The 17,957-nt window shown below is 70.2% G+C and carries 14 protein-coding genes; 5 read left to right on the top strand and 9 right to left on the bottom strand.

Features of this window, described 5'->3' with window-relative positions; all coding sequences use genetic code 11:
* Positions 1 to 17: 17 nt before the first annotated feature.
* From AB0B50_RS11890 to AB0B50_RS11925, 8 genes are all read right to left on the bottom strand, one after another.
* On the bottom strand, positions 18 to 2,216 hold the full coding sequence (locus AB0B50_RS11890) for a serine/threonine-protein kinase (protein WP_362328939.1): 2,199 nt from the start codon (positions 2,214 to 2,216) through the stop codon (positions 18 to 20).
* Between the two features lie 55 nt (positions 2,217 to 2,271).
* Positions 2,272 to 3,216, bottom strand: coding sequence for a hypothetical protein (locus AB0B50_RS11895; RefSeq protein WP_362329176.1), 945 nt, complete (start codon positions 3,214 to 3,216; stop codon positions 2,272 to 2,274).
* 74 nt (positions 3,217 to 3,290) lie between these two features.
* Positions 3,291 to 3,947, bottom strand: coding sequence for a hypothetical protein (locus AB0B50_RS11900; RefSeq protein ID WP_362328941.1), 657 nt, complete (start codon positions 3,945 to 3,947; stop codon positions 3,291 to 3,293).
* Between the two features lie 174 nt (positions 3,948 to 4,121).
* A complete protein-coding gene (locus AB0B50_RS11905) occupies positions 4,122 to 4,979 on the bottom strand; it encodes a carbohydrate ABC transporter permease (protein ID WP_362329178.1) in 858 nt (285 codons plus the stop codon).
* Positions 4,980 to 4,997: 18 nt separating this feature from the next.
* On the bottom strand, positions 4,998 to 5,843 hold the full coding sequence (locus AB0B50_RS11910; RefSeq protein ID WP_362329180.1) for a sugar ABC transporter permease: 846 nt from the start codon (positions 5,841 to 5,843) through the stop codon (positions 4,998 to 5,000).
* Between the two features lie 362 nt (positions 5,844 to 6,205).
* Positions 6,206 to 7,573 carry an extracellular solute-binding protein gene (locus AB0B50_RS11915; RefSeq protein ID WP_362328943.1) on the bottom strand — a complete coding sequence of 456 codons (1,368 nt, stop codon included), beginning with the start codon at positions 7,571 to 7,573 and terminating at the stop codon, positions 6,206 to 6,208.
* A 209-nt stretch (positions 7,574 to 7,782) separates the two neighbouring features.
* On the bottom strand, positions 7,783 to 8,469 hold the full coding sequence (locus tag AB0B50_RS11920) for a response regulator (protein ID WP_362328945.1): 687 nt from the start codon (positions 8,467 to 8,469) through the stop codon (positions 7,783 to 7,785).
* Positions 8,466 to 10,316, bottom strand: coding sequence for a sensor histidine kinase (locus AB0B50_RS11925; protein WP_362328947.1), 1,851 nt, complete (start codon positions 10,314 to 10,316; stop codon positions 8,466 to 8,468). Before AB0B50_RS11925 ends, AB0B50_RS11920 begins: the two co-directional genes overlap by 4 nt.
* A 213-nt stretch (positions 10,317 to 10,529) precedes the next feature.
* On the opposite strand from AB0B50_RS11925, the gene AB0B50_RS11930 reads away from it, so the two are divergent.
* Positions 10,530 to 11,933 (top strand): cation:dicarboxylase symporter family transporter, encoded by a 1,404-nt coding sequence (locus AB0B50_RS11930; protein ID WP_362328949.1) that lies wholly within the window; start codon positions 10,530 to 10,532, stop codon positions 11,931 to 11,933.
* A gap of 126 nt (positions 11,934 to 12,059) precedes the next feature.
* Here AB0B50_RS11930 and AB0B50_RS11935 read toward each other — a convergent pair whose 3' ends face one another.
* Complete coding sequence (locus AB0B50_RS11935; protein WP_362328951.1) at positions 12,060 to 12,698, bottom strand: TetR/AcrR family transcriptional regulator; 639 nt, start codon at positions 12,696 to 12,698, stop codon at positions 12,060 to 12,062.
* Positions 12,699 to 12,875: 177 nt separating this feature from the next.
* Between AB0B50_RS11935 and AB0B50_RS11940 the strand changes: the two genes are divergently transcribed.
* The 4 genes from AB0B50_RS11940 to AB0B50_RS11955 all read left to right on the top strand — a co-directional run bounded on the left by AB0B50_RS11940 (position 12,876) and on the right by AB0B50_RS11955 (position 17,853).
* Positions 12,876 to 14,570: an MFS transporter gene (locus tag AB0B50_RS11940; RefSeq protein ID WP_362328953.1), complete on the top strand. Its 1,695-nt coding sequence runs from the start codon at positions 12,876 to 12,878 to the stop codon at positions 14,568 to 14,570.
* Positions 14,571 to 14,669: 99 nt separating this feature from the next.
* Positions 14,670 to 17,111 (top strand): NACHT domain-containing protein, encoded by a 2,442-nt coding sequence (locus AB0B50_RS11945; RefSeq protein ID WP_362328955.1) that lies wholly within the window; start codon positions 14,670 to 14,672, stop codon positions 17,109 to 17,111.
* Between the two features lie 143 nt (positions 17,112 to 17,254).
* Entirely contained in the window at positions 17,255 to 17,395 is a 141-nt protein-coding gene (locus AB0B50_RS11950; protein WP_362328957.1) for a hypothetical protein, read from the top strand.
* Between the two features lie 5 nt (positions 17,396 to 17,400).
* Positions 17,401 to 17,853 carry a hypothetical protein gene (locus AB0B50_RS11955; RefSeq protein ID WP_362329182.1) on the top strand — a complete coding sequence of 151 codons (453 nt, stop codon included), beginning with the start codon at positions 17,401 to 17,403 and terminating at the stop codon, positions 17,851 to 17,853.
* The last annotated feature ends 104 nt before the right edge of the window (positions 17,854 to 17,957 follow it).

Raw genomic sequence — 17,957 nt, forward strand, 5'->3', positions numbered from 1 at the left:
CTGCCTCCCGGCTCCGGCTAGGGACGTGTCGGTTCGAACTTCTTGTCCAGCTTGCCGATTTCCGTCCAGCCGTCCGAGTCCCTGCGGTCGAACCACACCGGCCAGTCGCGGGCCGAGCGGCGCTTCTCGAAGGAGACCTCGTGCAGGGTGCCGTTGACCGAGACGTTCTGGATCTCGCGGTCCAGGGTGTGGCGGAGCGAGGTGGGGGTGGTGTTCGTGTTCGTGGGGAGTTTCTTTAGGGCTGTCGCCAGGGCCAGGGCGCCGTCGTACAGCTCCTGGTTGCCTCGGGCGGGGAGGTTGTCGTCCGGTTCGCCGTTGTAGTTGCGGGTGCGGATGACGCCGTTGGGGATGTTCTTGTCGCCCGCTTCCTCGTCGGAGCGGTCCTTGGAGTCGGCGCAGGTGCCCTCCGCGTCGCCCTGGGTGAGGATCGGGCCCTTGAAGCCGTCGGACTTGAGTTTCTTGGCCCATACCTCGATTGGCGTGCCGGTGGGGATCACCACCGCGTCCGCCCTTGCCGCCGCCACCAGCGAGCTGATCTTCGACGTCTTCACCTCGTCGGGCGCGACGTCCAGGGCTTCCGCGGTGACACCGGCCCTGCGCAGCGCCGTGCCTATGCCGTCCTCTCGGTTCACCCAGAGCTTGTCCTCGGCGATCAGCACGCGGCGCGCCGTGGTCTGCGAGAGGAGGTAGCGGGCCATCGCCTCGCCCTGCCGGGCGTCGTCGGCCGGGATCGCGAACGCGCCGCCCGGGTGCGCGTATTGGGTGCACGTACTGATCTCGGGCAGGAACGCCTCGTCCGTGTCGTGCACCCAGGAGAAGTCCACGGTGTCACCGATGACCGCCAGCATGTTCGGGTGCTTGGCCAGCATCTTCCGGGAGCTGACGTCCGGGTTCGCGGAGACGGGGACGAGGCGGAAGCGGCTGTCGGCCGTCGTGCCGAGCGTCTCGGCGAACGCGGATTCCACGGTGCGCAGTTGCTGCGTCGTGAACTGCTTGTACTCCGACTTCTCGTACTCGTCGGTGGATCCGTCGCCCCCCGAGTGACGATAGCTGTGGGCGACGCCGATCTCGTAGACCTTCTTCTTGCCTCCGGCGGAAGAGGGCGAGCCTGCCGTGCTGCCGGTGTCCGGTGCGGCCAGGGCGCGTATGCCGAGGCCTGCCGGGATGCCGAGCGCGAGGATCAGGGCGGCGGGGAGCAGTATGCGTCTGCGGGAGCGGCGGACACCGGGGCCGGGCAGCACCGGCGTGGTGGTGTCCTTGCTCACGGGGGACATGCTCACGGGGGGCACGGTGTCCTGGATGTCCGGTGGTTCTGATGCGGGTCCCGTTGTGGGTCCCATCGCGGGTCCCGTTGCGGGTTCCGTCACCGGGGGCAGGGTTGCCGCCGCCGTGAGGATGCGGTCGAGTGTCGTCGCCGCGTCCGCCGGGCGGTCCGCGGGGGCCTTCGCGAGGAGGTCGAGGACGAGGCGTTCCACCGGTGCCGTCACCTCGGCGCGTGCCCGACTCGGGGGCAGGGGCGCGTCGTTGACGTGGTTGTACATGACGCCCGCCGCCGTGCCGGTGAACGGCGGTCTGCCGACGAGGAGTTCGTAGAGGACGCAGCCGAGCGCGTACAGGTCGGTGCGGCCGTCGCCCGGCTCCTGGCGGAACCGTTCCGGCGCCAGGTACGGCACGCTGCCGAACGGCATCTGCCCGGTCTGGGTGAGGCGCGAGTCGCCTGCGGCGCGCTCCAGATACGTCGCGATGCCGAAGTCGACGACCTTCGCGGTGCCGTCCTGCGCGACCATCACGTTGCCGGGCTTGATGTCGCGGTGCACGACGCCCGCCGTGTGCGCCACGTCCAGGGCGCGGCAGATGTCCGCCGCCCAGCGCAGCGCGTCCGCCAGGGGTACGCGCACGCTCTCGCGCAGCACCTGGTCGAGCGAGCGGCCCTGCACCAGGGCCATCACCAGGTACGCGGTGCCGTCGTCCTCACCGTGGTCGTGGACGGCGACGATGTACGGGCTGTCCAGCGCGGCCGCGGCGCGGGCCTCCTGGCGGAAGCGGGCGAGGAGTTGCGCTTGCTCGGCCTCGTTCGCCGATGTCGACGGCACGAACAGCTTGACCGCGACATCACGGTCCAGGCTGGTGTCCCGCGCCCGCCAGACCTGGCCCATTCCGCCTGCGCCGATCGGCACGAGCAGCTCGTACCGGCCGTTCAGCAACCGCCCCTGCACGGTGTTCCCCCTTCGACGCCGATGATCCTAGTTGTGGCGTCGTACTTCCTTGTGGCTAGCGGTTGATGGCCTGGATCTCCTCGACCACCACGTCCTGTTCGGCGCCGAACTCGCCGTCGGGAAGCTTCTGTTCGCCGTCCACGCCGGTTCCGGTCCAGTGGATCTTCCAGGTGATCGTCGCCTTCAGCGGGTACGAGCCGTCGCCCGAGGAGCGAAGGTACTTCACGCCGCAGGGCGGGGTCTGCTTGGACTTGCCCTTCGCGTACGGTTCGCCGATCTTGTCGCCGACGAGCTCGCAGACGCCGGAAGCCGGGTATGTCTCCGCGTCGGCCGTGCCCGGGTCGATCTTGAGGGAGATCGGTTCGGCGGTTGCCGTTGCCTCGATGTTCAGGACCGGCACCGAGGCCGTCACGGAGACCGGCTTGAACTCCGCCTTGTCCAGCCAGGCCCAGGTCGGCAGGTTCACCTTCGTCGTCTCTGCGGGCGCGAGGGTCACCTCGGTGTCGGGGACGCGGATCTCGGCGTAGGCCAGGTGCGCGAGGATCTCGGGGGTGACGGCTTCAGGGGTGTCCGCCGGGGGCGGCTCACCCTTGTCGACCCAGAAGTACGGCTTGTCGCAGTCGAAGGCCCCGGGGGCGCTCTCCCTTCCTTCGGGGATGAAGCTGTCCCACCAGTAGCCCTCGCCGGTCTTCTTCTTGTTGAAGTCCTTGTACGGCTTCCCGTTCACATAGCGGTTGCGCTGGGACAGGTCCCATTCGTGCCCGGTGGAGTCCACCGCCCAGATCGGCTCCAGCTTCTTCTGCAGCTGAGCCGGGGTGTGGGCAGGGGCGTAGTAGCAGGCCGGAGGGGTCCAGTCGGTGGCCGGTGTCACCGGGCCCGCAGTGCCGCCCTTGCCGTTCTTCGAACGGTCGTAGACGATTCCGCCCGCGGTGGTCGACAGCTTCTGCTCGTCGGCGTCCGCGTCCACCTGTGTCTCGGACCCGCCGTCACCCGGGTCTATGTCGGCCCAGGCCGGTGAACTGCCGGTGGCGAGCGCGATGCCCGCGATGGCGGCTGCGAAGGCCGGAGCTCTTCTTACGGCTGGCACTGAGCCGCCCCCCTTGTGGAGAAGATCTGCGAGGTCTGCCAGGTTCCGTCGGCGTTCTTGATCAGCTGTGTGTTGTAGGCGACGTAGCTGTTCTTCGTCACCGGCGTCTTGTTGATCTTCTTGGTCGACTTCTTCTTGGTGAAGCCCTTGCCCTCGTCGGCGCAGAAGGACAGCGTCGCCGTCTTCTTGTCCTTGAGCGTCACCTGGCGGTCGTAGTAGCGCACCTTCCCCGTGAGGCTGAGGCCGGCGTCCTTGAACTTCGCGACCCACGTCACCGAGGCCTCCAGGGCCTTGCCGGTGTTGTAGTAGCCGAGCGCTTCGCTCTTGGGGTCCGTCCCCGTGATCGCGGCGTTCACCGCGCGCATGCGCTGTTCGTTGTCCGCGAGCACGGCCTTCTTCACCGGGTCGCTGGTGTCGGGCGACTCGAACGTCATGGTCAGGTCCGACGGCAGCTCGATCTTCGAGCGGTCCGGGGCGGAGTCCGCCGGTTCGCTCGGCTCCGTCGACTTCTTCGGGTCGCCCTGTTCCGCCCCGGCGATCTTGTCGTTGTCCTTGGACTTGTCGTCGTCGCTGCCGCAGGACGTCAGCAGCAGCGCCGCAGACGTGGCGAGCGCGGCCGTTGTGAGGCGGAGAGGGCGGTTCACAGTCGGCTCCTGGCAGGTGGCGAGGTGGGAGTGGCGCGAGCTCAGCACGCTAGTGCGAGCCGGAGGCCGATACCAGGGAGATGTGTGGTGATGAATGGGGCGCGGGGGACGTATCTCCGCGAAGTCATGTCACAGTTCTGTGTCCGCCACGGGCCAGGTCCCGCCGGGCGTCGGTCAGCCCTTCACCGCGCCGCCCAGCGCGAAGCCGCCGCCCAGGCGGCGTGAGACCAGGACGTACAGCAGGACCACCGGTGTCGAGTAGATGATCGAGAACGCCGCCAGCTGGCCGTAGACCACGGTTCCCTTGTTGCCGAAGAAGTCGTTGATGCTGACCGACGCCGGCATCTGTTCCGGGGTGAGCAGGAGCATGAACGGGACGAAGAAGTTGCCCCACATCATGACGAAGCAGAAGACCGTCACCACCGCCACGCCCGGTCCCATCAAGGGCAGGACGATGCGGAGGAGGGACTGGAAGGGGGACGCCCCGTCCGTCCACGCCGCCTCCTCCAGCTCCTTCGGTACGCCGTCCATGAAGTTCTTCATCAGCCAGATGGCGAAGGGCAGTTGGGACGCCGCGAAGAAGAAGATCGTGCCCTGCATCGTGTCGATCAGGTCGACCTGTACGAACAGCGCGTACACCGGGACCATGATCGCCGTGATCGGCAGGCTCGTGGCGAAGAGGATCGTGAGCATGAAGGGGCGGTTGAGGCGGGAGCGGTAGCGGGAGAGGGGGTACGCGGCCAGCGCCGCGCACACCACCGTGAGCAGGGTGCCGCCGCCGCAGAGGAGCAGGCTGTTCAGGAGCGGGGTGAAGGTGATCTCCGGGGTGAGGACCTTGTCGTAGTTGTCCAGGGTGAGGCTGTCGGGGAGCCGCACCCTGAGGTCCGCCTTCGGGTCGAAGGACGACAGGACCACCCAGGCCAGCGGGAGCACGAACGCCGCGGCCACGACCAGCAGGCCCGCGTCGGCCGCCAGGCGGTGCGCGGTGCGGCGGGATCGGAGTGTCGTACGGGGTGAACGGAGCGTACGCAGAGGCTTGTTGGCGGGCACTCAGACCTCCGTACGCAGCAGGCGCATATAGACGAGGGAGAAGAGCGAGCCGACCAGGAGGAGCAGCAGGGCCACGGCCGTGCCGTAGCCGATCATGCTCTTCTGGAAGGCCTGCTCGTACATGAAGAGGGGGAGGGTCTGGCTCCTGTTTCCCGGGCCGCCGCGCGTCATCACCCAGATCAGGCCGAAGACGGAGAGCGTCTGGAGGGTGTTGAGCATGAGATTCGTGCCGATCGAGCGGCGGATCATCGGCAGCGTGATGTGCCACATGCGGCGCCAGCCGCTCGCGCCGTCGACCTCGGCGGCCTCGGTGATCTCCTTGGGAATCTCGTTCAGGGCGGCCGAGTAGACCAGCATCGAGAACGCCGTCCCGCGCCATACGTTCGCGAACGACACCGCGAGGATCGGCAGGGTGAACATCCAGTTCTGGGACGGGAGATGGAGGAAGTCGAGGACGGCGTTGAGGGTGCCCTCGCGGCGGAAGAACGCGTACAGGAGGAAGCCGGCGACGACCTCCGGCAGGACCCAGGCCGCGATGACGATCGCGCCCGTGAAGGTGCGGACCGGCTTCGAGGCGCGCTGCATGAGTGAGGCGAGGGCGAGGCCCAGGGTGTTCTGGCCGATGAGGGAGGAGAGGACGGTGAAGACGAGGGTCAGCCAGACCGCGTTGAGGAACCGCTCGTCGCCGAAGGCGGTGCGGAAGTTCTCCAGGCCCACGAAGCTCGACTCCGCCTGGCCGGTGAGCTGGAGGTCGGTGAAGGCGATGTACGCGCAGTAGCCGATCGGGCCCGCGAGGAAGAGTGCGAGGAGGACGACGGCGGGGGAGACGGGCAGGGCGCGGAGCAGGCCTCGCCGGACCCGGGCCCGGGGCCGCGGGGGCGGCGGGCCGCCGCCGGGCGGGTCCGCCGCCGTCTTGACGGCGCCGCCGGGGCCCGCGGGGGGTGCGGGGGGTGCGGTGGTCACGTGCGGGCGCTCGCTCTCTGGTTGCGGGAGGAGGGGCCTGTCTGCGGGTGGGTGGGGGTGGTTGCGCAGTTCCCCGCGCCCCTTGGGGGTGGTGCTGTGGGTTTGTTGGGTGCGGGTGGGTGGGGGCTTGTCGCGCAGTTCCCCGCGCCCCTTGAGGGGGGGGGCCGGTGGAGTTGTTGGGTGCGGGTGGGTGGGGGTTTGTTGCGCAGTTCCCCGCGTCCCTTGAGGGAGGGGTGGTGCGGGGGCTACTTGGTTGTGACCTCGCCGTCCGTTGCCGACGAGACCTCCTCGTCGTAGCCGTCGGCCGCCTTGTCGACCGAGGCGTCGCCCGTCGTCACCGACTCCATCGCCTCCTGGATCGCCGTGGAGACCTTGGGGTACGCGGGGTACGCCGGGCGGTAGTGGGTCGTGGCCACCAGGTCCGTGAAGAACTTGATGCCCGGCTGCGCCTTCACGTACGACGGGTCGGCCGCGACGTCCTCGCGGACCGCGATGCCCGAGTTGGCGACGTACCACTTCTTGGCGTTGGCTGGCGTCTGCATCGTCTTGATGAAGTCGAAGGCCAGGTCGGGGTTGCTCGCCTTGGTCGGGATCGCCCAGGTCCAGCCGCCGGACATGCTCACCTTGCCGGGGGCCTGGCCGTGCTGCGTCGGCATGTACGCGAGGCCCAGCTTGTCCGACCACTGGGGCCACTCGTGGCCCGCGCCCTTCCCCCAGTCCTGCGGCAGCCACGACCCGTCGAGGTTGATGCCCAGCTTGTCCTCGGGGAGGAGCTCACCGCGCACGCGGGTGGCGAAGTTGGGGTCGAGCGCGTCCGAGACGTCCGGGCCGAGCTTCTCCTTGTAGACCGTCTCCACGAACGTGAGCGAGTCCTTGAAGCCCTTGCTGCCCGTGACCCACTTCTTCGACTTCGGGTCGTAGAGAGGGTCCTTGCCCGTGCCGTACGCGAGCATCTGGAAGCCCTGCATCGAGGCCGTCTCGCCCGCCGGCTTGCCCGTGTAGACGTTGAGGGGGGTGACCCCGGGGACCTTCTTCTTGATGGTGCGGGCCGCGGAAAGGATGTCGTCCCACGTCTTCGGCTGCCAGTCCGCAGGCAGGCCCGCCTTCTTGAAGATCGCCTTGCTGAACCAGAGACCGCGGGTGTCCGTCCCGTCCGGCACGCCGTACGTCTTGCCGTCGGCCGCCTTCGCCGCCGTCTTGGCGGTGTCGATGAACTGGTCCCAGTCCTTCCACTTGTTCAGGTAGGGGTCGAGCGGCTTCAAGTACCCGCTCGTGATGTCCGAGTTGATGAGGAACGTGTCCTCGTAGACCAGGTCGGGCGCGGTCTTCGGGGAGCGCATCATCTGCTGCAGCTTGGTGTAGTACTCGGAGTCCGGGGCCTTGATCGGCACCAACTCGACCTTCTTGCCGGGGTGTTCCTTCTCGAACTGCTTCTTGATGTCCGCCAGATAGGTGTCCATGACCCTGATCTGGTTGTCCGTGGACTGCTTGAACGAGACCTTCACGGTGTCGGGGTCGTCGCCGGAGCCGCCGCCGCACGCGGTGAGGGTGCCGGCGGCGAGCAGGGTGGCGGCGGCGAGGAGCAGTGGGGTGGTGGTGGGGCGCACGGGCACGACCTCCTACTGGCCGACGCGGCTGGGTTGCCACGCGGGACTGCAACGCGGGACTGCAACGCGGGACTGCGATGCGGGTTGCCCGGTGAACGTAAGGGCGCGTTCCGAACAAGGTCAATGCCTGTGCGGGGGCTGGGCGTTGAGGCTTGTCACCAACGTGACAACGTTGTTATCGGGTGCACGTTTCCAGTCGCCTGGGGCGAGCCGGGTCAGGCGCCCGGGGCGAGCCAGCGGTAGACGAGTTCGGGGCGGCCGACGTGGCCGTACTGGGGGCTGCGGGCCGCGCGGGCCGTCTCGACGAGGTGCTCCAGGTAACGGCGCGCGGTGATGCGGGACAGGCCCGCCGACTGGGCGGCCGCGGTGGCGGTGAGGCCGTCGGGGGCGGTGCGCAGGGTGCGGATGACGCGTTCGAGGGTGGGGCCGCTGAGGCCCTTCGGGAGGGCGGCGGGGCTCGGGGCGCGCAGGGTGGCGAGCGCGCGGTCCACCTCGTCCTGGCCGGTGGCCTCGCCCTCGGCGGCGGCGGTGCGGAACTCCGCGTAACGGGTGAGGCGGTCGCGGAGGGTGGCGAAGGTGAAGGGCTTCAGGACGTACTGGACGACGCCGAGGGAGACGCCCTCGCGGACCACGGCCAGGTCGCGGGCCGAGGTCACCGCGATCACGTCCGTGGGGTTGCCGGAGGCGCGCAGGGAGCGGGCGAGGTGGAGGCCGTGGCCGTCGGGGAGGTGGAGGTCGAGGAGGATCAGGTCCACGGGGGTGCGGTCGAGGGTGCGGCGGGCTTCGGCGGCGGAGTGGGCGGGGCGGGGGAGGGCCTCGAAGCCGGGCACTCTGTTGACGTAGAGGACGTGGGCGTCGGCGGCGACGGGGTCGTCTTCGACTACGAGTACGCGGATTGTCACTGGGCGCCTCTCTGGTCGGGGCCGTCAGCCTGCGGCCGGCCTGGAGTCGTGCCTTGGTCGGCGCCAGGTTCATCGGTACTCGGCGTCTTGGGCTGTGCCCACCCTTCCCCAAGCTCTCGGCTCCGCTCGAGCAGGGGAGACCCCACTCGCCGTGCGGAACGCCTGCCCACAGTGGGAGCGGGACTGTTGCTCGCAGCGAGGGCTGGGGTGGGTGAAGGGGCCCGGCGGCTGTTCGTCGTGGTGAGGCGTACCTCGAACTCCGCTCCGCCCTCCGCCGACTCCCGCACCGTCAGGCTGCCGCCGTTCCTCGTCACCGTCTGGTGGACCAGGGCCAGGCCCAGGCCCCTGCCCGTTGCCGCCTTCGTCGACCAGCCTCGTTCGAAGACCGCTTCGCGTTGGGCGGGGTCCACCCCGGGGCCCGTGTCCGAGACGCGGAGGAGGAGGCCCGCCTCGTCCGCGCGGGCCGTCACCGTGACGCGGGCCGAGGGGGAGCCCTGGGCCGCGTCGACCGCGTTGTCGATGAGGTTGCCGAGGACCGTCACCAGGTCACGGGCCGGCAGGGACGGCGGGAGCATGCCGTCGTCGATGCTGCTGTCCTGCGACACGACCAGCTCCACGCCGTGCTCGTTCGCCTGCGCGGCCTTGCCGAGGAGGAGCGCCGCGAGGACGGGTTCGCTGACCGCGGCGACCACCTGGTCGGTCAGGGCCTGCGCCAGTTCCAGTTCCGCCGTGGCGAAGTCGACGGCCTCGTCCGCGCGGCCGAGTTCGATGAGGGACACCACCGTGTGGAGCCGGTTCGCCGCCTCGTGGGCCTGCGAGCGCAGCGCCCGCGTGAAGCCGCGCTCGGAGTCCAACTCGCCTGTCAGCGCCTGGAGTTCGGTGTGGTCCCGCAGCGTGACCACCGTGCCTCGGCGCTCGCCGCCGGTCACGGGCGAGGTGTTGACGACCACCACGCGGTCGGCGGTCAGGTGCAGTTCGTCGACCCGGGGTTCGGCCGAGAGAAGTGCGCCCGTCAGAGGAGCGGGCAGCCCGAGTTCGGCTACGTTGCGGCCGATCACCGGGTTGTCGGACACCCCGAGGAGCTCCCGGCCACCGTCGTTGATCAGGGCGATGCGCCGCTGCCCGTCCAGCATCAGCAGGCCCTCGCGCACCGCGTGCAGCGCAGCCTCGTGGTAGTCGTGCATGCGGCTCAGCTCTGCGGCGTTCATACCGTGCGTACTGCGGCGCAGGCGCGCGTTGATGACGTACGTACCGATGCCGCCGAGGACGAGCGCCGCCGCCGCGACGCCGAGCAGCGCGAGGAGCTGGCCGCGCGCCTTGGCCGTGATCTCCTCGATGGTGATGCCCGCGCTGACCAGGCCGATGATCGCGCCGTCGTCCGCGGCGCCCGCCCGGATCGGTGTGACCACCCGTACCGAGGGGCCGAGGGTTCCCGTGTACGTCTCCGCGAACGTCCTGCCGCGCAGCGCCTCCGCCCGGTGGCCGAGGAAGCGCTCGCCGATCCGCCGCTCGTCGGGGTGCGTCCAGCGGATGCCGCGCGGGTCCATGATCGTGACGAAGTCGACGCCGGTGTGCCGCTGGACCCGGGAGGCGTACGGCTGCAGGCGGGCCGAGGGGTCGTCGCCGTCGCGTATGGCCTCTCGTACCGAAGGGGAGTCCGCGACCGCCCGCGCCGCCGCGGTCGCCTGGCGGCGCGCGCCCTCCTCTGCCTGGTGCTTGTCGCTCAGATACGTGAAGAGCGCGCATCCGGCGACCACCACCGTGACCAGCACGATCTGCATCGCGAAGAGCTGGCCCGCCAGGCTGCGCGGCAGACGGCGCGGGCGGGGCGGTCGGGTGCGGGACATGGTGCCAGTCTGCCTCGCCGTATAAGTGCGAACTAAATGAACGCAAGGGTGACCGCCCTCACAGCGCGGGAGATAGTCGCCGGGATCGCCCGGGCACCGAGCCGACCCCAGCCGTCGGGTCGTGAGCCGCACGCCGGGGACCGATCGCCCAGGACGTGAGCCGCACGCACTGCAGGCACCACAACGCCGACGTCGTCGTTCAAGGAGGGCCCCGTGACCAGCACGGCCGACCCACAAGCGGCACCCGCAGCCAAGCGGGACCGCACGCACTACCTCTACATCGCCGTCATCGGCGCCGTGCTGCTCGGCATCGCCGTCGGCTTCATCTGGCCGGACTTCGCCAAGGAACTGAAGCCGGTCGGCACCGGGTTCGTGAACCTGATCAAGATGATGATCTCGCCCATCATCTTCTGCACGATCGTCCTCGGCGTCGGTTCGGTCCGCAAGGCCGCCAAGGTCGGCAAGGTGGGCGGGCTCGCGCTCGCCTACTTCGTGGCGATGTCGATCGTCGCGCTCGCCATCGGCCTGATCGTCGGCAACATCCTGCACCCGGGCTCGGGCATGGACATCACCGACTCCGAGAAGGGCGCGGGCCACAAGGCCGCCGACGAGGCCGACAAGGGTCTCGTCGAATTCGTGCTCGGCATCATCCCCAAGACGCTCGTCTCCGCCTTCACCCAGGAGCAGGTACTCCAGACCCTGCTCGTCGCGCTGCTCGTCGGCTTCGCGCTGCAGGCCATGGGCCGCTCCGGTGAGCCGATCCTGCGCGGCATCGGGCACATCCAGAAGCTCGTCTTCCGGATCCTCTCGATGATCATGTGGGCCGCTCCGGTGGGTGCGTTCGGCGCGATGGCGGCCGTCATCGGCGAGACCGGCGTCGACGCGCTCAAGGCGCTGGCCACGATCATGATCGGGTTCTACGTCACCTGCGCGCTGTTCATCGTGATCGTGCTGGGCACGCTGGTGAAGCTCGTGACCGGGGTCAACCTCTTCCAGCTGCTCAAGTACCTGGGCCGCGAGTTCCTGCTGATCCTCTCCACCTCCTCGTCCGAGTCCGCGCTGCCGCGGCTCATCGCGAAGATGGAGCACCTGGGGGTCAGCCGTCCGGTCGTCGGCATCACCGTCCCGACGGGGTACTCCTTCAACCTCGACGGCACGATGATCTACCTGACCATGGCGTCGCTGTTCATCGCCGACGCCATGGACCAGCCGCTCGGTGTCGGCGAGCAGATCTCGCTGCTGCTCTTCATGATGATCGCGTCCAAGGGTGCTGCGGGCGTGTCCGGTTCGGGCATCGCGGTCCTCGCGAGCGGTCTGCAGTCGCACAAGCCGGCCCTGGTCGACGGCGTCGGCCTGATCATCGGCGTCGACCGCTTCATGAGCGAGGCGCGAGCCCTCACCAACTTCGCGGGCAACGCGGTCGCCACGCTGCTGATCGGGACGTGGACCAAGGAGGTCGACAAGGAGCGGATCGCGGAGGTCCTCGCCGGTCGACTGCCGTTCGACGAGCGGACGTTGCTGGACGACGGGCACGGGGCGGAGCCGCGGGGCGACGAGGACGCGGAGGACGGGGTGCCGGAGCAGGCCGGTGCCGGGAAGAAGTCCTTGACCGCGTGAGGAGAAGTCTTTGACCGCGTGAGCGGTGCGCGGGACAACCGGGGCGTCGTCGGGGTGAGCCCCGGGTGGTCGGCCGCGGACGCTTCGTGGCCGAGCACGCGGTTCCCCGCGCCCCTTCGGGGCGCCCTAGCTGGGCCCCAGCCTTCGGGCAGCCACCCCCGCCACCAGCTCGGTGGCCTTCGAGGCGGGCAGGCCCGCCGCGGTCAGGAAGGTGATCGCGGTGGACCTGCCCGCCTCCTCCGCTTCCAGGACGCCGTCGTTGACGGCCTCCATCACGGCGAACAGCACTCCTTCGAGTACGTAGCTCAAGGCCTTCGGCGGCAGCGGCGAGGCGAACGTGCCGTCGTCCAGGCCGCGTTGGAAGACCTCCATGCCGGACGCGTGGACGGCGCCGAGGCGTTCGCGGATGCCCTCCATCGTGACGCTGCGCTGCGCGAGCGAGAGCAACAGGCGGTAGCGGTCGGCGACTTCCCACACCGCGAGCAGGGATCCCGCGACCGCCTCGGCCGGGTTCTCCGCGCCCGCCCTGCCCTCCGCGTGCGCGGACTCCACGGCCTCGATCGCGCGGTCCACGATCGCGCCCACCAGTGCGTCCCGGCTCGGGAAGTGGCCGTACACCGTCCTGCGCACGACCCCCGCGGCGCGCGCGATCTGGTCCATGGACGCGTCGGGGTCCCGCAGCAGCTCGGTGACGGCGACGTCGAGGATGCGGCGGCGATTGGCGTCGGCTCTGACGCTCGCGGCAGCGGGGCGCGGGGTGCTCATGTCTCTCATTCTGCTGGTCCCGTCCATGTGCACAACAACGTGCGGAACCAATTTGCACAACAGTGTGCAGGGCGGTAATTTGCACACCAGTGTGTAGTTGCACATGACTGTGCAAGTGAGTGACTGAGTGAGTCGGGTGCGCCGGGGCGGACCCGATGTGGAGGAGTGAGGGCCTCGATGTCTGTGGTGATCAAGGAGCCGGTCGAGCGGATGGACCGGCCGTACGCGCGCCGCTGGTGGGCACTGGGGGTGCTCTGCCTCAGTCTGCTGATCATCGTGATGGCGAACACGGCGCTGACCGTGGCCGCCCCCGACATGACCAAGGACCTCGGACTCTCCAGCTCCGACCTGCAGTGGGTCATCGACGGCTACACCGTTCCGTACGCCGCGCTGATGCTGCTGCTGGGCGCCATCGGCGACAAGTACAGCCGCCGCGGCGCGCTCGTACTGGGTCTCGTCGTCTTCGGCGGCGGCGCGGTCGCGGGCTCGCTGGTCGACAGCTCGGGCGGGGTCATCGCGGCCCGCGCCGTGATGGGCTTCGGCGCGGCCATGATCATGCCGGCCACGCTGTCCCTGCTCGCCGCGACGTTCCCGAAGGCGGAGCGGGCCAAGGCCATCGTGCTGTGGACCGCCACCGCGGGTCTCGCCATCGCCGCGGGTCCGCTGGTCGCGGGCGCGCTGCTGCAGAACCACGGCTGGGCGTCGACCTTCCTGATCAACGTGCCCATCGCCGCGGTCGCCATCATCGGCGCCCTCGTCCTCGTGCCGCCGTCCAAGGCCGGGCACAGCAACCGGATCGACTACGTCGGCGGCGCGCTCTCCGTCGTCTGGACCGGCGCCCTCGTCTACATGATCATCCAGGGCCCGCACTTCGGCTGGGACGCCAAGGCGATCTCGGCGGCGGTCGCCGCGGGCGTGGGCCTGCTGGCCTTCATCGCCTGGGAGCTCCGTCACCCGCACCCGATCCTGGACGTCCGCCGCTTCCTCGACCGCCGCTTCGCGGGCTCGAACCTCGCGGTGGCGCTCTTCTTCCTCGCGGTCTTCGGCGCGTTCTACTACCTCACCCAGCACCTGCAGTTCGTGCTCGGCTACAACCCGCTGGAGACGGGCGTGCGCATGCTGCCGCTCGCGGGCGCGGTCTTCGTGGGCTCGGCCCTGACCGGCTATCTGACGCCGCGCATCGGCATGAAGATCACGGTGACGGCGGGCATGGTCGCGGGCACGGTGGCGCTCGCGCTGCTCACGCAGGTCGACGCGGGCTCCACGTACGCGGACTTCGTCGCCCCGCTGATCGTCCTGGGCCTCGCCATCGGCCTCGCGCTGTCGCCGTGCACCGACGCGATCATGGGTGCGTTCCCCGAGTCCGAACTGGGCGTCGGCGGCGCGGTCAACGACACGTCCCTCGAACTCGGCGGCTCGCTCGGCATCGCCATCCTCGGCTCGGTGCTCGCCAGTTCGTACTCCTCGAAGCTGTCGGACGCGGCATCGGCGTCCGGCGCCAAGCTGCCGGACGGCACGCTGGACACCGCGCAGGACTCGGTCGGCGCGGGCTACGCGGTGGCGCAGGGCATCGGCGACAAGGCGCACGAGATCGCCGGGCAGGCCGCGCGGGCGGGCTCGCCGGAGCAGGCGGCCCAGCTGAAGGGTCAGGCCGAGCAACTCGCGCAGGGCGCCCACAAGATGGCGGACGCGGTCGGCTCCGCGTTCTCGGACGCGGTGGCGCACACGAGCCTCGTCGGCGCGGTGATCCTCGGTGTCGGCACGGTGCTGGTGGCGGTCCTGCTGCCGCGCAAGAAGGGCGGGGAGGGCGCCCCGTCGTCCACGGAGGCCGTGGAGCCCGTGCGGGAGCGCGAGCCGCAGCCGCAGCACTGACCCACCGCCGCACACCTGCTGATCAGGTACGCAACCGACGGCCGGACCACCTCGCACACGGGGTGGCCCGGCCGTCGGCCGTCGGGCATGCTGCCGTCCATGGGGTGGCCGCGGCAGGGCACGCAGGACGTGCGATGGCTGCTGGCCGCCGGGGTGGCGACCCTGCTTGCGAGCGGGGGCTGGGCGGTCTGGTCGGTGTGGCGGGGTGGTCTCGAACCCCAGGACGTGGCAGGGGTGTTGGGGCTCCCGCTCGGCATCCTCGGCCTGCTCGTCGGCTCGGTCCTCAGCCTGAGCGCCCTGCGGCTGCAGCGGGCGACCGAGAGCCTCGCGGCCGAACTCGACCGGCTCGCACGGTCCGTCGAGGAGGTGGAGGTCGCCGAGCGCACTCACATGCTGGGCACCGGCGCGCACCTCATGGATCTGCCGGTCGACGTGGTGCCCCGCCCCGGCGGCGCGGAGCCACCGGGGCGACAGCGTCTGTCCGACGTCGCGCGATGGTACTGCGCGGCGCCCGGACGCCTGATCGTCACCGGGGCGCCGGGCGCGGGCAAGACGGTCCTCGCGGTGCACCTCGTGGTCCGCCTCCTCGCGGTGCGCGCCCCCGGCGCCCCCGTGCCGGTCCGCCTCTCGATCCGCGACCTGCCGCCGCCGCGCACCCGCCGCTGGTGGGGCCGCCGCAGGACCGAGGGCGGCCTGGAGCGCTGGCTCACGGACAGTCTCGTCATGTCGTACGAGGTGCCGGGCGCGGCAGCGGCGGAACTGGTCGCGCGGCGCCTCGTCGTCCCGGTGCTCGACGGCCTGGACGAGATGGACACCGACACCGATACCGATACCGACACCGACACCGGTGCCGACGGGGACGGACCGGCCCGCGCCCGCCAAGCCCTGGAGCAGCTGAACGCCCACCAGTCCGTCGGCGGCAGCGCCCCGCTCGTGGTCACCTGCCGCGAGCGGCGCTACACCGAACTGGCCGAGCGTCAGGCCTGGTTGCGGGAGGCGACGCTGCTGCGCATCGAGGGAGTCGACGCCGACCAGGCCCGCTCGTACGTGGAACTGCGGTCCGACGGGCGCAGCTCGCCGATGGACACCGTCGCCGACGCGATGCGCGGGGCGGCGCCGGACAGTCCGGTGGCCGAGGTGCTGAGCTCGCCGTTCTATCTGAGCCTCGCGCTGTCCGTGTACGGCGGACCGACGAGCCCGCGCCGTCTTCTGACGGGCTTCAGCACGGCTGACGCGCTGCGCGAACACCTCCTCGCGCACTGCGTCGTCGCCGCCACGGCTGCGGCGAACGCCGCGGCGCGGCAGGCCAGGCAGAGCGTCAGAAGTGCGCGTTCGGTGTGGGCCGGGCAGGCGGATTACGCGTCGGCCTCGGTGCACCGGTGGCTGCACCACATGGCAGGGCCCGAGGGACGGACCACGCCGGTCGGGCGGATCGTCGGGCGGCGGACCACCCTGGTTCTGTCCGTGGTGATCGCACTGGCGCTGGTCGTGCCGGTCCTCCTGGTGATCCCGGACGAGCTGGCGCGGCTCTTCCCGCAGGAGTGGTGGACCCACCGCAGGGGGGCCGTGGTGTCCTGGGTGGGGGCGGTGGGGGCGGCGCCGATGGCCGGGGTGCTCGCGGCGGAGTCGCTGTGCGTGAAGCCGTGGTTGCCGTCGGAACGGGGGAGTCTGCGGCGTCAGTCGACGGGGGAGAAGTTGAGGGCCGCTCTACGGGGGTGCACGACGGTCCTTGCGGCGGTGGTGCCGGTGTGTGCCATCGTGCTGGGTGCGGCGGCTCGGTTCAGCGACTGGTACGAGGAGGTCCCGGCCCGGGGCTGGTACGTGCTGGGGTGCGCGGTCGTGGTCTTCATGGCCTGTGTCTACGTGCGCGACGAGCCCTTCCTCGCCCACACGGGCAGGAAGGAACTGGTCGGTTGTGCGGTGCTGCCCGCCGTGGGCTGCGGAGCGGGGCTGGTCGCTCGCGGGATCCATTCCGCGTCGGGATTCGTCATCTGGGCGATCGCGTCGTATGCCGTCGTCGTTGTCCTGTACTCCCACGGGACGGCGACGGAGTACTCGATCGCAGGGGCATGCCTGGCGGTCGCCGTCGCCTGGGAACCCGCACTGGTCGCTCCGGACAACGGCTTCGGCTCGGGGGCCGCGCTCGGGGCCGTCCTCTGCTACGCCCTCGGATGTGCGCTGCTCGGATCGGACCGGGCGGAACGGACCCGGCGTGCGGCGCGGTCCGTGGGGCGGCTGATGCCTGTCGTCGCGGTGCTCATCGCGTTCCTCGTCGGCGTGGCCGGCGAGGCGCTGCTCGGGTTCGCGGGGACCGTCTTCGTGGCCCTCATGTTCGCGGCGGTGATCCCCGTGACTCAACTCACGTACGGCGTACTGCTGCTGACGGCCCGTCTCCTGGGCCGCATGCCCCTGACCCCCGGCACCTTCCTCGCCTGGGCCTATCACGCGGGGCTGCTCCGCATCGTCGCGGGCTCCTACCAGTTCCGGCACAGCGAGCTCCAGGAGTGGCTCGCAAGGAACCCCCGGCCGCGGGTCGATTAGTCTCCCTCGTAGGCGTCTGACCGGCGCCGATGAGAGCGTGGGGGAAGGGGAGGGCCATGGCTCCCAGGCCGGTGCGTGCTGCCATCGGGGATATGTGGATCAACTGCCAGGTCTGCAGGGGGGATACGTTCCGCGAGCGGGACGTGAAGCTGAACAGTTTCGGCATGGAGTTCATGAAGCTGGCCTGGGCCGATGAGTCGGCGACGGGGCTGATCTGCTGGCGGTGCGGGTTCGTGCACCTCTTCGTGAACCGGGAGATCGACCTGTACCGGGCCGACAAGTGACCTGCATGGCCTGCGGCCTCGCCGCAGGAACGGTGCCGCTCCCGGGCGGCACCGTTCTGCGTACCGCCCATTGGACCGTCGAGCACTGCGTCGGGCCGCTCGGCGTCGGCACGCTGCTGGTCAAGCCGTTGCGGCACGTCACGGGCGTGGATGGGTTGAGCCCGGACGAAGCGGCCGAGATGGGGCCGCTGTTGACCCGCGTCTCGGCTGCCGTCCGCGCCTGCGCCGAGGGTGTCGATGGCTGCGAGCAGGTGTACGTCTGCCTCTGGTCCCACGCCGGGCGCGAGCCGGGGCATCTCCACTTCGTCGTGCAGCCCGCCCGTACGTCCGACATCGACCGCCACGGCGGCGCGTACGGGCCCGCCCTTCAGGCGGCGATGTTCCGTGCGGGCGAGCAGCCCGATCCCGCCGCGGTCGAGGCGTTCTGCCGCCGTGCGCGGGCGCTGCTCCGCGACTGATCCGGCCCTCGGAAGCGGCTGCGTCGGGCGCCGGAGAAGAGTTTCTCAGAAAACCGTTGACACCACTCCAGGTGAAGTACTACGTTCTAACCACTCCAAGCAGA

The organism is Streptomyces sp. NPDC041068 (genome assembly GCF_040647455.1).
Lineage (GTDB): Bacteria > Actinomycetota > Actinomycetes > Streptomycetales > Streptomycetaceae > Streptomyces.

What these genes read in the sequence shown, in the direction of transcription:
- AB0B50_RS11935 (WP_362328951.1), bottom strand. Translation starts at nt 12,698, where the DNA reads ATGAGCACCCCGCGCCCCGCTGCCGCGAGCGTCAGAGCCGACGCCAAT.
- AB0B50_RS11945 (WP_362328955.1), top strand. Translation starts at nt 14,670, where the DNA reads ATGGGGTGGCCGCGGCAGGGCACGCAGGACGTGCGATGGCTGCTGGCC.
- AB0B50_RS11925 (WP_362328947.1), bottom strand. Translation starts at nt 10,316, where the DNA reads ATGTCCCGCACCCGACCGCCCCGCCCGCGCCGTCTGCCGCGCAGCCTG.
- AB0B50_RS11940 (WP_362328953.1), top strand. Translation starts at nt 12,876, where the DNA reads ATGTCTGTGGTGATCAAGGAGCCGGTCGAGCGGATGGACCGGCCGTAC.
- AB0B50_RS11955 (WP_362329182.1), top strand. Translation starts at nt 17,401, where the DNA reads ATGGCCTGCGGCCTCGCCGCAGGAACGGTGCCGCTCCCGGGCGGCACC.